At 70.6% G+C, this 13,271-nt stretch carries 10 protein-coding genes; 8 read left to right on the top strand and 2 right to left on the bottom strand.

The window, feature by feature from the left end; translation table 11 throughout:
- From IT371_31905 to IT371_31895, 3 genes are all read left to right on the top strand, one after another.
- Positions 1–453 (top strand): hypothetical protein (locus IT371_31905; protein MCC6752296.1); only part of this gene is annotated, 453 nt, incomplete at its 5' end.
- A gap of 141 nt (positions 454–594) precedes the next feature.
- Positions 595–1,812, top strand: a complete 1,218-nt coding sequence (locus IT371_31900) for a serine/threonine protein kinase (GenBank protein ID MCC6752295.1) — start codon at positions 595–597, stop codon at positions 1,810–1,812.
- A 22-nt stretch (positions 1,813–1,834) separates the two neighbouring features.
- Positions 1,835–3,181 (top strand): sigma 54-interacting transcriptional regulator, encoded by a 1,347-nt coding sequence (locus IT371_31895; GenBank protein ID MCC6752294.1) that lies wholly within the window; start codon positions 1,835–1,837, stop codon positions 3,179–3,181.
- Between the two features lie 14 nt (positions 3,182–3,195).
- Here IT371_31895 and IT371_31890 read toward each other — a convergent pair whose 3' ends face one another.
- On the bottom strand, positions 3,196–4,110 hold the full coding sequence (locus IT371_31890) for a hypothetical protein (protein MCC6752293.1): 915 nt from the start codon (positions 4,108–4,110) through the stop codon (positions 3,196–3,198).
- A gap of 205 nt (positions 4,111–4,315) precedes the next feature.
- Here IT371_31890 and IT371_31885 point away from each other — a divergent pair, with 205 nt between their 5' ends.
- From IT371_31885 to IT371_31875, 3 genes are all read left to right on the top strand, one after another.
- A complete protein-coding gene (locus IT371_31885) occupies positions 4,316–7,195 on the top strand; it encodes a hypothetical protein (GenBank protein MCC6752292.1) in 2,880 nt (959 codons plus the stop codon).
- On the top strand, positions 7,186–8,553 hold the full coding sequence (locus IT371_31880) for a hypothetical protein (protein MCC6752291.1): 1,368 nt from the start codon (positions 7,186–7,188) through the stop codon (positions 8,551–8,553). Before IT371_31885 ends, IT371_31880 begins: the two co-directional genes overlap by 10 nt.
- Positions 8,554–8,686: 133 nt before the next feature.
- Positions 8,687–10,279, top strand: a complete 1,593-nt coding sequence (locus IT371_31875) for a right-handed parallel beta-helix repeat-containing protein (protein ID MCC6752290.1) — start codon at positions 8,687–8,689, stop codon at positions 10,277–10,279.
- A gap of 10 nt (positions 10,280–10,289) precedes the next feature.
- On the opposite strand, the gene IT371_31870 is transcribed toward IT371_31875, so the two are convergent.
- On the bottom strand, positions 10,290–10,874 hold the full coding sequence (locus IT371_31870) for a hypothetical protein (protein ID MCC6752289.1): 585 nt from the start codon (positions 10,872–10,874) through the stop codon (positions 10,290–10,292).
- A gap of 184 nt (positions 10,875–11,058) precedes the next feature.
- Here IT371_31870 and IT371_31865 point away from each other — a divergent pair, with 184 nt between their 5' ends.
- A complete protein-coding gene (locus tag IT371_31865; GenBank protein ID MCC6752288.1) occupies positions 11,059–12,381 on the top strand; it encodes a hypothetical protein in 1,323 nt (440 codons plus the stop codon).
- Between the two features lie 333 nt (positions 12,382–12,714).
- Positions 12,715–13,245, top strand: coding sequence for a hypothetical protein (locus tag IT371_31860; protein ID MCC6752287.1), 531 nt, complete (start codon positions 12,715–12,717; stop codon positions 13,243–13,245).
- The last annotated feature ends 26 nt before the right edge of the window (positions 13,246–13,271 follow it).

The raw sequence follows: 13,271 nt of genomic DNA, 5'->3' as shown, positions 1-13,271 counted from the left end.
GGCTTCCCCTTCCCGCTGCCGTTCGGCGACGGGGGCTTCCCCTTCCCGATGCAGCCCGGTGGAGGCGGACCGGCCTGGGCGCGCTCCGCCTCCGAGGTGAGCGACGCCTTCGCCGCCGCCCGCGGCACGAGCACCGTGACCGTGAAGGAGCTGCGAGGCCGCACCGCCGCGGCAGCCGGCTTCAGCGTCGGACAGACGGTGAACGTGACCGTGGACCCCGCCACGCGCAGCATCGCGTTCGCCTCGAGCCGCGGCCCGCTCGCCTGCCGCTTCGACGGGCAGGGCGCGGACCTGGCCCTCGGTAACGCCAGCTCGAGCGCGGTGTTCCTGCTCGTGCGGAACCCCGATCGCAGCGCCTGCACCATCACCTACGACACACGCGCGCGGCGCGTCCTCTCCGCGGGCTACGCGTCCGTGGGAGGCGGCGTGACGGTCCTCGTCTCTGGCCGCTGACCCACTCGGCCGGGTCATCTGCCCTTGGCTGTCAGCCCCGACTCCGACCCGACAGAGGGACCCAGCTCTGACGAGAGGGGCACGTCGGAGATCCCGCGGCCGAACGAGCTGAGACCCGGAACCGCCGTCGGCGAGTACCGCGTGCATCGTGTCCTCGGACGCGGTGGAATGGGGACGGTCTACGAGGCCACCCAGACCAGCATCGGCGCGCGCGTGGCGATCAAGGTGCTGGATACCCAGCGCCTGTCGCATCCGTCGGGGATCGACCGCTTCGTACAGGAAGCACGCCTCGCCGGCCAGCTCAAGCATCCGAACATCATCCAGGTCTTCTCCTTCAATCGCCTCCCCGACGGGTCTCCCTACTACGTGATGGAGCACCTCACGGGTGTCAGCCTCAGCCAGCGGCTGAGGCGCGGCCCCCTCGAGCTCGAGGAGGTGCTCGACGTGCTCGAAGGTATCGCGGCCGCCTTGGACGCCGCCCACGCCCAGGGGATCGTGCATCGCGATCTCAAGCCGGCGAACGTCATGCTCACGGAGGTCGCTCGCCGCGGCGAGGTTCACCTCCAGCCCAAGCTCCTCGACTTCGGAGTGGCCAAGCTCCTCGACGGCGACGCGGAGACGCCCACGCTGACCTCCACCCAGCAGACGCCGGGCACTCCTGCGTACATGGCACCCGAGCAGTGCCGCGCCGCGCAGCTCGACCATCGCGCCGACCTCTACGCCCTGGGCGTCGTGGCCTACGAGCTTCTCACCGGACGACGCCCCTTCCTTGAGCGCGAGCTGGGGGCGCTGCTCTGGGCCCAGCAGATGAGCCCTCCGCCCCTGCCCTCTTCCTTGCGGCCCGCGTTCGGTCCGCCGCTCGACCGCGTCCTTCTGCGCGCGCTGGCCAAGGAACCGCAGGACCGCTTCGCCACGGCTGCGGAGTTCGTGACGGCCCTTGCCGCGGCGCTACCCGCCTCGCAGGGCCGGCCCGAGACCGAGGCGCAGCGCCCACGACCTTGGCGCCTGGCGAGGAATCGGCCACGCGTCGCGATCCTCGCCCTCTCCTTGGGGCTCGTGATTGGACTGGCGCTCGCGCTGCGGGCGCTCGTCGAGACCCGCGTGGCGCCCTCACCCAGCACAAACACCCGCCCGGCGGTTCGCACGAACAACGTCGGCGTCCCCGCCACAACCCCGGTCGCAACCCCCGTCGCCCCCGATCGGGGAGCGCCGCCCAGCGCCTCGTCCGCCCCGGCGGATGCATCGCCTCCCGCACCGGACGCGCGGCGGTCGCGGCCGGTCAGCCGACCTCGCCGTGTCCGCCGCCAGCCGCCCCCCGCCCACCCCGTGGATCCCAACGCCCCGGTGCGCTTCAAGTAGCGGGCCTTGGAAGGAGTCGATCGTGTCGGAAGACGCCACTCTCACTACTCGGCTCCTAGCGGGCCCCAAACCGTGCCTGGAGCTCGACCGCGCGGAGCTCGAAGTACTCAGCGGTCCCGACCGCGGGCTGCGTTTTCCGCTCGGGCCTCACTCGGTGCGGATCGGGTCCAGCCGGCGCTGCGAGCTCGTCCTGCACGACCCGTCCGTCTCCAGCATTCACGCCGAGCTGGAGCTCACCGAGAAGGGCTACCTCCTGCGCGACCGTGACAGCCGTAACGGCACCCGCATCGGTTCCTGGCAGATCCGGGAGGCGTGGCTCGCCGCCGGGATGCGGATCCGTCTGGGCCAGACCGAGCTCCTCGTCCACGCTCTCGGGGGCCTCCTGCGCATCGAGCTCGTCGAGCCCACGCTCCTCCACGGCCTCGTGGCTCACTCGGTGCAGATGCGCGCCGTCGCCGAGCTCCTCACCCGACTGGCCGCCACGGACGTCACGGTGCTCATCGAGGGGGAGTCGGGTACCGGTAAGGAGGTGACGGCGCAGGCGCTGCACGCCTTGAGCCCCCGCGCGGCGGGGCCCTTCGTCGTAGCAGACTGCGGCGCCATCCCGGCCTCGCTCTTTCCGTCGGAGTTCTTCGGCTACGAGCGCGGGGCCTTCACCGGCGCCGAGAGGGAGCGCGCCGGACTCTTCGAGGAGGCCCGCGGGGGGACCCTCTTTCTCGACGAGATCGGCGAGATCCCTCTCGAGCAGCAGAGCGCGCTCCTCGGGGTGCTCTCGCGGAACGAAGTGCGCAGACTGGGCAGTCAGAAGGCCACGGCGATCGACATCCGCCTCGTCGCGGCCACCAACCGCAACCTGAAGGAGGAGATCCGCGCCGGTCGCTTTCGCGAGGACCTCTACTACCGGATCGCGGTGGGGCTGGTGCATCTGCCGCCCCTGCGAGAACGACGAGAGGACCTGCCGCCGCTCGCCCGACGCTTCGCCGAGGAGAGCGGCGCGCTCGTCACCGAGGAGCTCCTGCGCACCTTTCTCACCTATCGGTGGCCGGGAAACGTGCGCGAGCTGAAGAACGCCATTGCCACCCTGGCCGTGACTCCCGAGGCGCTGCAGCTGGGCGGCAGAAGATCGAGCCGCTTCCGTCGCTCAGACGGCACCATCCTCTCCCTCGCCGAGGCACGCGACCTCGACAAGGATTCCTTCGAACGGGAGTACCTCGCGGAGGTCATCACCCTGGCCGATGGAAACTACACTCGCGCCGCCGAGCTGGCTCAGATCTCTCGGGTGCGCATGATGCAGCTCGCCGGCCGGCAAGGGCTCCTGGCCCGGGACCTCCGGCGTCTGGCCGAGGAGGATCCGGAGCCGTCGAAGTAATGTGAATTCTTATTCTAGAACATCAGGCGAAGCGCCAGCCGATTGCCGCTGACCTCCCACTCGAGGGCTCGTCGCCGAGCGCGATGCTCGAGGACGTGCAGGACCAGCCCCACCGCGGCGCTGGCCACGGCCAGCCCGAGGAGGAGGTCGGTGCCGAGCGCCAGGCGATCCGCGCGGTCGGCGCGTGCGTTGGTCTCGTCCACGCGCCCGGTCGTCGCCAGCTCCCTCGCCTCCGCCTGGGCCCCGAGCGCCAGACTCCCGGTGATCACCGCCGCCAGACCGCACGCCCCCGCCAAGCCGTAGAGCACGAGGTATTCGTGGCGCCGGCGGCGAGGGGGCTGCGGGGCCACACGCAGCGCAGGGGGGCGAGGAGGCGTTGCCTCGCTCGGCGGGACCACGAGGCGGCGGACGGGGCGCGAGGCGGCGGGCTCGGCCAAGCGCTGGGGCGCGCGACCGAGAAGCCTCTCCACCTCCACGAGGTGCCGTCGGGCGAGCCCCTGAACCGCGAGAAGCTGGCGTCGCTGCTCCTCGCGCGGGTACCGCTCGGGCCTGAGGTTTTCGAGGAAGGCGCGGAAGAGCCGCTGGGCGGCGTGAAGGTCCTCGTTCCGCCGCTGCTTCTCGAAGCGCCGGAGGTGGCAGAGTCCCAGGTTGTAATCGAGCCGGGCGTCGCCCGTGCGACCGCGAGCCTTCTCGAACTGCCGGATGGCCTCCCCGTAGTCCCCCGCGGCGAAGGCCGCGTCCGCGCGACGAAGCGACTCGGCGTCCTCGGCCTCGCGTACGGGCTGCCGCTCCTCCGCGCGAGCGCCCGGAGCAGCGCCGGCCCACCGCAGGCCCGGACCGTAAGAGAGGACGACAGCGCAGAGCGCCGCGAGCGCGCTGCGAAGGCCGGTGGACCGCGAAAGCCGGGACGTCTCACGTCGAGGCATCATCGCTCACGCTACAAGGCCAGCGGGCCGGGCGCAAACCCGGGGCAGCTGTAAAGACCGAGGCTACACGTGTCGCGGAGACGGACGCGTGAAGGGTGGACGAGCCGAGTCCGTCCCCGCGGCAAGCTCGCGACTCCTCACCTCTAGGTGCCGGAGCATCCGTTGGCTCGTCGCTTGCGTTAGCTCCTGCCAAGGAGGACATCGACGCATGCACACACGCTCACGGTCTCGCTCCCGAAGGTCCCGCCGTTGGCTCTGGCCCGCGGTCATCCCTGCCATCGCGGCGGTCGCCGGGGGCCTTTCACGCCCGACCTTCGCGACGCAGGACGCGGCGCCCTCGCCGGTCGACGCCGGACCGGCCGTCTACGACGCCCCTCTTCCTCACGTCGATCGTGCCGATGCCCGCCTCGCCGACGCCGCCGGTCCGATCTACGACGCGCCGCTCCCGCATGTCGAGGGGGCGCCTCCCCCCTCGGACGGTGCCGCCCCTACCGAACGCGGCTGCGCCTGCGCGCTCGCGAAGAACGCTCCGGGTGGCTCGCGCTTCTCGGCAATCGGCGTACCGCTGCTCCTCGTGCTCTTCGCCTGGCGGCGGCGAAAGGAAGGCCGACGCCCATCGTGTCGCTCGAGCGCGCTCCCTCTCGTCGCCGTGCTATCGGTCGCCCTCGCCGCCTGCGGCCAGCCGCCCGCGTCGGGCGCCGAGCCGGACTCGGGGTACTCGGCCACACCTCCCCTCGTCCGAACACCGGAGGTAGGCCCCGCTCCCGCGCCAGGGCATGACGCCGGCGCTTCGACCCCGCTCACTGACGGCCGCTCTCCGACGCCGGACGACGCGGCTCGCGACGGGATCGGACCGGCAGACCCCACTGTGCCACCGCCGGGCACCCCCACGAGCCCGCTGCCCACCGGCTGGGTCCTGCCTCCCTATCCGCACGGAGATGCGGCCTTCCGGGCCGAGCTCCGAGCCCTCGGGCTCTTCGACGTCACGGACCCGCGCTATCGCGGGGGCGCCGACGCCACGGGGCTCAAGGACTCGACGGACGCGATCCAGGAGGCCATGGACGACGCGTATCACGCCGCCGAGAGGGGTGGCGCGGACCGCGGCGTGGTCTTCTTCCCCCCAGGCAGCTATCTCGTGAGTCGCATGTTGCGCGGCGTCTCCGACCGCCAGCAGTCGCGCAGCAACGCCCACCAGCTCGTCGGCTCGAGCTGGGGCGGTGGCCGGCCGCGGATCGTGCTCAGGGACCGCGCACCGCGCTTCGGGGACCCGACGAGCCCCTACCCGGTGCTGAACTTCTATGCCTGCAACGCGGAGAAGGAGACCTCGAGCACGTGCTCGCCCGCCTACGCCACGCAGGCCGCGAGCCTCGAACCCTCGAACGGAAACAAGGCCATGAACATGGCCCAGGGGGTGCGCAACCTCGAGATCGTCGTAGGGCGCGGCAACCCGGGCGCCGTCGGAATATGGTTCTCCGGGGCCCAGGACAACGTCCTGCAACAGGTGAAGGTCCGGTTCGTCGAAGCGGGCTACGCGGGGCTGTACGGGCTTGTCGGCACGAACGCCGTGGTGACCAACCTCGAGGTCGAGGGCGGCCGATTCGGGCTGCACGGAGGCCTGTCGGAGTTCCCCTCCTTCAACAACGTGGTGCTGAAGAACCAGACCGAGGCGGCCATCACGAGTCTCAAGGGCGCAGGTCCGCTGGCCCTGTCGGGCTTCGAGATCGTCAAGGCCGCGCCGCCGGCGATCACGGACGACGTGGCCGGATTCAGTTACTACGCGCGCAGCCACAGCGGCGGGGCCTACGCGCTGTCGGACGGCGTGATTCGCTTCGCCCAGGCCGGCACGCGCCCGGCCATCGAGAACCGGGACGGCCGCCAGGTGACCCTGCAAAACGTCTACGTCGAGAACGCTCAGACCCTCACGCAGAACGGCAACGGCCCCAGAGTCGTCGGAGGCGCGGGATGGGCCCGGATCGAGCTCTACGGAGCGATCATGCCGGGAGGGGTGGGCACGCACCTGCTCGAAGGCGTCCTCGGGGGCCAGGATCTCGCGGTGCCCCCGCAGATGGGGCTCGCCCCGCCCGCCGGCTTGCGTGAGCGACACGGCGTGAACATGGCCGACTTTCCGACCCCCGACGTCCTGCTCCAGCGCGTCAAGACCGGGGACCCGAGCGTGGCGATCGTCACGCGCCGGGGCGTGCGCGGGGTGCAGACCGCCGCCGAGGCGACGAAGCCGAGCGCACCGGACGCCACCGCCACCTTGCAGGCGATCCTCGACGACCCGCAGGTTCGCTTCGTCCTCCTGCCGCGCGGCATCTACCTCGTGAGCAAGACGCTGGTGCTGCGCGAGAAGACCCACCTCATGGGAGTGGCCAACTTCCTGTCCGAGCTCGCCACGCACGACACGTGGACCGCCAGCGCGCAGAAGCCGGCGACGCTCCTGCGCACCGTGGACAGCGCCACCGCCGAGACGAAGCTCTCGTTCCTCAAGCTCCGCTGGCACGTTGGACCGGAGCGCAACTGGTTCACCGGCGTCGAGTGGCGGGCGGGAAGGCGTTCCCTCTACTACAACGTGATCACCCGCGGCATCGCGACGGGCACCGGCGAGTACGGCAGTCCCAAGCCGGACCACGTGATCGCCGGCCTGGGCGGCGGTCGCTTCTTCGGCCTTTCCGCAAACTCGAGCGGACCCTCCAAGCACCATCCCGACCACCGCAACCTTCTCGTCGAGGGGACCACCGAACCGCTCACGCTGTACGGGCTCAACCCCGAGGACGGGCACGGGGCCTTCCAGGTAGAGCTGAGAAACGCGCGCAACGTGGCCATCCGGGGTTTCAAGAGCGAGGATCGGAACAGCCTGCTCGCCCGCGGTAGCCGAAACCTGTACGCCCTCGGCATCGGAGGCTCGAACGAATGGACCGTGCGCGACTCCAGCTCCGTGCTCGGGCTGAACTTCGCCTCGAAGTTCAACGATTGGCCCCGGAGCCTCCTGCGCGAGGAGGTGGCGGGGAAGGCCGCCGAGGTTCGCGCGGACCGAGCCCTCTCCGTGTTTCGCCGCGGCACGGTGGACCTCGGCGTATGGCCGTAGTGCCGCGCCCTCGACGGATCCCGGCGCTGCCCACGCTCGCGCTCACGCTCGCGCTCGCGCTCGCGCTCGCGCTCACGCTGACGCTCGGCGCGTGCGAGGCGGGGCCCGGCACGGCGTCTCTCCCGGACAGCGGGAAGTCGTTCGATCGCGGCTGGTCGGTCGCGGCCCCCGACGCCCGCGCGACCGATGGCGCCCTCGGCTCGCAAACGCAACGGACGCCCTGCGAGGCCGTTCCTGCCCTCTGCGCCGGTCCAGCGTCGCCCGCGCCGCGCTTCGACGGCCTCGAGACGCTCGTCCCCTCGCCGGGTCTTCCTCCCGAGGTGTCGCTCCGGCAGTCCAACAACAACCTGGACCTCACCTGGTTCGAGGGCCGCTTCTTCCTGGCCTTCCGCACGGCCTCCCACCATCACCCGCGAGCCGACGCGACGCTCTACGTGCTGAGCAGCGCGGATCTCTCGCGCTGGGACTTCGAACAGCGCATCGTCCTCGGAACGGACCTCAGAGAGCCGCAGCTCGTCTCGCTCGGGCCGAATCTCCTCCTCTACTTCGCCGTCGTCGCGCCGGAGAACACCAACTTCGTGCCGCTCGGCGTGCGCGTCAGCCGCCGTCTCGGGCCCAGGCAGTGGACCCCGCCGAGGAGCGTGCTCGAGCCCGGACTCGTCCCGTGGCGCATGAGAAGCAGCCCCGAGGGCCTGGAGCTCCTCGGATACGTGGGGGTCAAGGGGCTCCTCGACAACCGCAACGCGGAGGTGAAGTGGCTGAAGAGTCGGGACGGCGAGACCTTCGAGCCCGTGGTCCCCGGGCAGCCCACGGTGCTCCGGGGCGGGGTCTCGGAGACCGACCTGGCGCGCCTTTCCGACGGCGCGATCGTTGCCGTGAGTCGGAACGAGACCGGAGACGCGACCGGCTTCGGCTCCAAGCTCTGCCGCGCCGAGGCCACGGCGCTCGGGCAATGGCGCTGTGCGCCGGACCGGAGAAAGTACGATTCGCCTCTCGTCTTCCGTCATGGCGAGACGGTCTATCTCGTCGGCCGGCGCCACGTGACCGAGGACGGGCTCTTCGATCTGGGGCAGAGGCTCCTGCCCTGGCCGGCGCAGCTCGCCCTCTACGAAGCCTCCTACTGGCTCAAGCCCAAGCGCTGCGCGCTCTGGCGCGTGGATCCCGAGGCGCTCGCGGTAACGCACCTGCTGGACCTCCCCTCGCGGGGCGACACCTGCTTTCCCGAGGTGCTTCCGCTCGACGCGAGGCGCTACCTGCTGCTGAACTACTCCTCGCCGCTCGACGGGCCCGACCTGAGCTGGAAGACCGGGCAGGACGGAAGGACCCTGATCTACCGCGGGGTGCTCACGCTTCCGTAAAGCGGGTCCTTACAGCTCGGCCCACTCGCTCCCACCCCCCCTTGCGCAGGTCCGCGATTTGTCACGGCGCGGGCCAGGCACGTTCCCTGCTCTTCTCGACGGGCACGCCGAGACGCGGCGTCCAGGAGGCCCCATGAGAGCATCGTCTTGCCGCTTGCCATCACCTCGTCGCTGCTCGTTGCCGGCAGCTCACAGCCTCGTCGCGAGGCTGATCCTGGGCCTGCTATCCCTCGGCGGATGCTCGCCCGACCCGGACCTGGCCACGGACGCAGCCCGGGAAGGCGCCCCCTACGCGCTCTCGAGCCGCGTGCTCTACGTCGATGGGCTCCATGGCAACGACCAACAAGGGGAGGGCACCGACACCCGCCCGTTTCGCACCCTGCGCCGGGCGCACACCGCGGCCGCGCCAGGCGACACGGTGCGCATTCGCAGCGCGACCTACCATGAGGAGCTGGGCATCACCAAGGCTCACACCACCTGGATCGCGGACTCCGGCCACCACCCCGTCATCGACGGCGGCTACCACGAAGGGCTCTCCGGACTCGGCGCGCTCGAGCAGGGCCGGCTTCCGGCGCCCGATTCCTCGAGCGTCTACCTGCCCGGCTCGGCCCACGGAGCCATGGTGCGACTTCAGGCGGAGGGCGTTCGCGTGGAGGGACTGATCGTACAGAACATCGCGGGAGTCGGAATCGCGAGCTCAGGGAGCAACACGGTCGTCCGCAACTGCACCGTGGACTTCGTCTACGGCGCGTGTCTGCTGGTGAGCTCGGGCTCGAGCCGGCCCGAGAACGTGCTCGTGGAGGGAAACCGCCTCACCCGCTGCTCGGTGAAACGCTACGACCCCTCGCGCGACGCGCCGGGGCCGGCAGGGGTGCAGACCTGCCTTCAGGTGGTCAACGCCAGCCAGGTGCGAGTGCGGCGAAACGAGGTGGCCTATTGCCACGCGGAGGGGATCAACGCCGGCAAGGGCTCGCAGGACGTGATCATCGAGGAGAACCTGGTGCATACGAACCTCCACGTGCACATCTACGTGTGCCGTGGCGAGCGGGCCATCGTGCGAAACAACTTCGTGTATCACTCGGGGCTGGCGGAGTTCGCCGAGGGGAAGCTCCCCGGTGGAATCGTCATCGGGGACGAGCGCGCCTCGGGCTATCCGAGCTGGAGCGACCACACGCAGGTCTACAACAACGTCGTGGTGGGGATGGGTCGCAATTTCCACGTGCGGAACAACGACAAGGCGCAGGCCGGCTACGACACGCAGCTCGATCACAGCTACGTCGGCTTCAACACGTTCGTGAACGCCACCGAAGTGGGTGTGCAGATCGACGCCAACCAGCGGGGTCGCGCCCATCGGGCCTCGCTCTTCGAGAACAACCTGATCCTTCAACGACGCGGCACCGTGGCGAAGCTCGAGGGCGTTGCGGGAGTGACCTTTCGCAGTAATCTGTGGTCGTCGCCGCCCCCGGCCGCCGGGCGCGGGCCCGGCGATCAACTCGGCGATCCCGTGCTCGAGCAGCCCCAGGCACTCATCACGGACGGACCCAGCTCGAGCTCGTCCGCCGATCCCCGCAACTACCGGCTGACCCCCGCCAGCCTGCTCGCGATCGACCGCGCGGCGACCGGCGCCGTGGCGGGCGGCCCCGAGCTCCCGGCCGCGGACCGCGACTACTTCGGCACGCCGCGCCCACGCGGTGCACGCGGGGACCTCGGCGCGCACGAGAGGTAGCCGCTGCAGGCTACCTCTCCGGGAACGTAGCCCAGAAATAGCTCCGATAGCCGTTGTCCTCGATCACCTCGGTGTGTCTGGCCGCAACGGCCCGCGCGTCGAGAAAGTAGGTCCGACGCATGGTCCGACGCTCACCGCTCCGCCCGTCCCGTCGTCGCCCGACCTCGTGAAGCCAGCGGGCGCCGAGACGAGCCTCATCCGAATGGCGCGTCGGCTCGTAGTCGAACCGCATGAGTGTCGTCCCGTTCTTCTCGAGACGCCTTCTCCAGACGGTCACCTTCTCGACCTTCCCGTCGCGAACCAGGGCTGTTGCCTTTCCCGTTCCGGGTCCCCAGGGCTCTCGACGCGCGAGGCTGACGTTGTCCCCGTCTATCGTCGCCACGTACGTCCGAAGGCGAGCGCCCCGGAGATAGCGTGTGGCGGCCTCTTGCAGCCGGCGCACCGCTCGCCGGTCCTCTCGCACGATGTCGCGCACCTGTGTCCCGGTGAGTGGCGACGCGCGGGCCACCGCGGGCGACGCGCCCAAGGCGGAGAGCGTGCCGACCAGCACGCGGAGAAGGAGACGACCTCTCGTCAGGGTCACGGACTTCGTCATCGGCAGTTGCTCCAGCATTCCACGACCGCGTGAAATGCAAGACGAGGGCCGGGAGCCGCGCGAGTCAGGCTGCGAGAATTGGCGGGAGCGGCCGTCTCTTGGCCCGGCGACTGTATGGCACGCCGATACACCGGCTAGCCTCTTAGTCCCCAGGAGAACGTCGGTGCTAGAATCGCACTTGCGCATGCGTTCCCCCGCCGGCCTCGTGGTTCTCAGCCTACTCGTAGGGTGCAGCCTGATCGTCTCGCCGCCTCGCCTCGGGGACGGGGGAGCGAGCCCCAACGATGGCAGGCCGACCGACGCTGGCCCTCCGCGCGACCGAGCGAGCGCCGACGGTGCCGCGCCGGGCCCGAAGGCTCCCTGTCGCGGCCTGACCGTCCTCGGTCACCCGGCGGCCTCGCTCCGCACGGTGAACGGTGCGCCTCTCCTCCGCAGCTACGTGATCAACGAGGAGGGTGGGGATGGCCTGCCGGGGCTCGGCGGCAAGACCGAGGTCCGCGAAGGGCTCGCCTGGGCCCGCCTCCAGCCCGCGTCGGGCGAGCGACTGGATCAGACTGTCGTGGACCACCTCTTCGCGGAGCTCGACTGGGCGCAGCGCGAAGGCCTTTGCGCCGAACTGGCGGTGCTCACCGGCACGCACGCGCCGGGCTGGGCCAAGACTCTCGTGCGACCGAACGGCATCGGGGTGGTCGGTGGCTCGGTTCCGCCGTTCTGGCACCCCCTTCTTCGCCAAGCGTACGAGCGCCTGCTGAAGGACCTCGCCGGCGCCAGGCGTTCCGGTGGCGCGGGCCCCACCCTCGACGAGCATCCCGCCCTCGGAACGGTGGTCGTGACCCACGGCATGCTCTCCGAACCGCAGCCCATGAACCGGCAGGTCTACCGCGAGGACAGCCCGCCGCCGAGGGAGCGCCTCTGGAATGCCTTCGTCGCCGATCCCGGCGTGGACGGCGCGGGGACGAGCTACCTGGATCAGCGCCACGTCGTGGACGGGGAGCACATGGGCTTCGTTCACGCGGATCAGGACGCGCTACGCGAGGCCTTGCGCGCCCACGCTCGTCACTTCGTACGTACTCCCTCGCGGCTGCCGGTGACGCTCTACGAGGAGATCGTGCGCGTGGAGAGCGGCGGAAAGATCGTCGGGCGCTTCGAACGCGGTGTGGTCGAGGATGGCGCCAAGGGCGGCGCCTACGGCACCTTCACCCTCGGCGTGCACGCGGAGGCTCGTCGTGTCCTCGGGTCGCGGGGCGTGCTCGGCGCGCCCGAGCTGGAGAAGCCGGGTACCCTCGGCGCCGCGCGGGAGGCGTTCTTGACGGTGCAGCGCCTCGCGGGGCCCCCTCTCTGGTACGGCTCGGCGCCGCCGCAGGTGCTGGGCGCGGACTGGGAGGCGCTCGGCCTATGGGCGGCGACCACGCAGCGCGCGAGCGCTCTCGAGCTGAACAGCAACTACCGTACGTACCCCACCGCCACGCTGAAGCTGCTCCACGAGGCCCTGCGTCGAAACCCCTGAAGACCGTGATCGGGGACGGGGCTCGTCAGAGGACCGCTCGGCCCGTGCGCGATCGGCGAGCGGCGACCGCTGCCAGAGCCTGCCTCCGGTTTCCGACGGGGCAGGCGCCTTGACCCGCCACACCTGTCGCGGGAACCCTCGACCGTCGCGTCAGCGACGATTATTCTATCTTAATCCGACACTTGTCAGACGCGACGCGGCAGGCTCGCACCGCGGAACACGAGCTCCCCGGGGGAAGCCGGGGCCGTCAGTTCCGCGCCGGGTGCAACCGGAATGTTGCAGTGATCTGCGAGCCGCCTCGGTCTGGTACGACGTCTGCATTCGTGGCCAGCCATGACGACCTCCAGAACCGTCGTGGCCGCTACGGCCCTCCTCGCTCTTTGCATAACGGCATCCTCCACCGCGCGGGCCGCGAAGCCTCCCAGAGAGTTCGTGCTCGGCGTGCGCGTCGGGATCTTCACCCAGGGCCTCGGGCTCGACGTCGGCGTGACGCGACGTAACGGCGGCTCGGCGCTCTTCATCCGTGGCGTGAGGAGCAGCTCGGACACCCTGGTTCACGGGTTCCTGCGGGCGGGCGTGTTCGAGCCCACCCGCCAGCCGCAGGACGGAAAGAAACTGCGGCCACGTCTCTCGGGCCTCCTGGCGAAGCTCGGTGCGCTCGAGCTGACGGAGGATACGAGCCTTCGGCTGGCCGCGGGCATCGGCCTCGAGTCGCGACAGAATGAGCCGCTGATGGGGGCCTCCCGCGCGGGCTCTGCGGCCCTCGTCGGCCTGACTGTCCCGTTGATCCTCGTGCTGCCGGAGATCTCCCGCGAGTACGCGGCGACGTTCTATTTCGGTCGCGCGGAGCAACCGGCCCGCTGACCCCGTCCTCATCTCTCGCCCCGCCG

It is taken from the genome of Deltaproteobacteria bacterium (assembly GCA_020848905.1).
In the GTDB taxonomy this organism is placed as follows: Bacteria; Myxococcota_A; Polyangia.
Note: the sequence above shows the minus strand (reverse complement) of the source record. Positions and strands in the feature narration are given on the sequence as shown.

Coding starts and splice junctions, on each gene's coding strand:
- IT371_31890 (MCC6752293.1), bottom strand. CDS start 4,110: ATGATGCCTCGACGTGAGACGTCCCGGCTTTCGCGGTCCACCGGCCTT.
- IT371_31885 (MCC6752292.1), top strand. CDS start 4,316: ATGCACACACGCTCACGGTCTCGCTCCCGAAGGTCCCGCCGTTGGCTC.
- IT371_31880 (MCC6752291.1), top strand. CDS start 7,186: ATGGCCGTAGTGCCGCGCCCTCGACGGATCCCGGCGCTGCCCACGCTC.
- IT371_31875 (MCC6752290.1), top strand. CDS start 8,687: ATGAGAGCATCGTCTTGCCGCTTGCCATCACCTCGTCGCTGCTCGTTG.
- IT371_31870 (MCC6752289.1), bottom strand. CDS start 10,874: ATGACGAAGTCCGTGACCCTGACGAGAGGTCGTCTCCTTCTCCGCGTG.
- IT371_31865 (MCC6752288.1), top strand. CDS start 11,059: ATGCGTTCCCCCGCCGGCCTCGTGGTTCTCAGCCTACTCGTAGGGTGC.
- IT371_31860 (MCC6752287.1), top strand. CDS start 12,715: ATGACGACCTCCAGAACCGTCGTGGCCGCTACGGCCCTCCTCGCTCTT.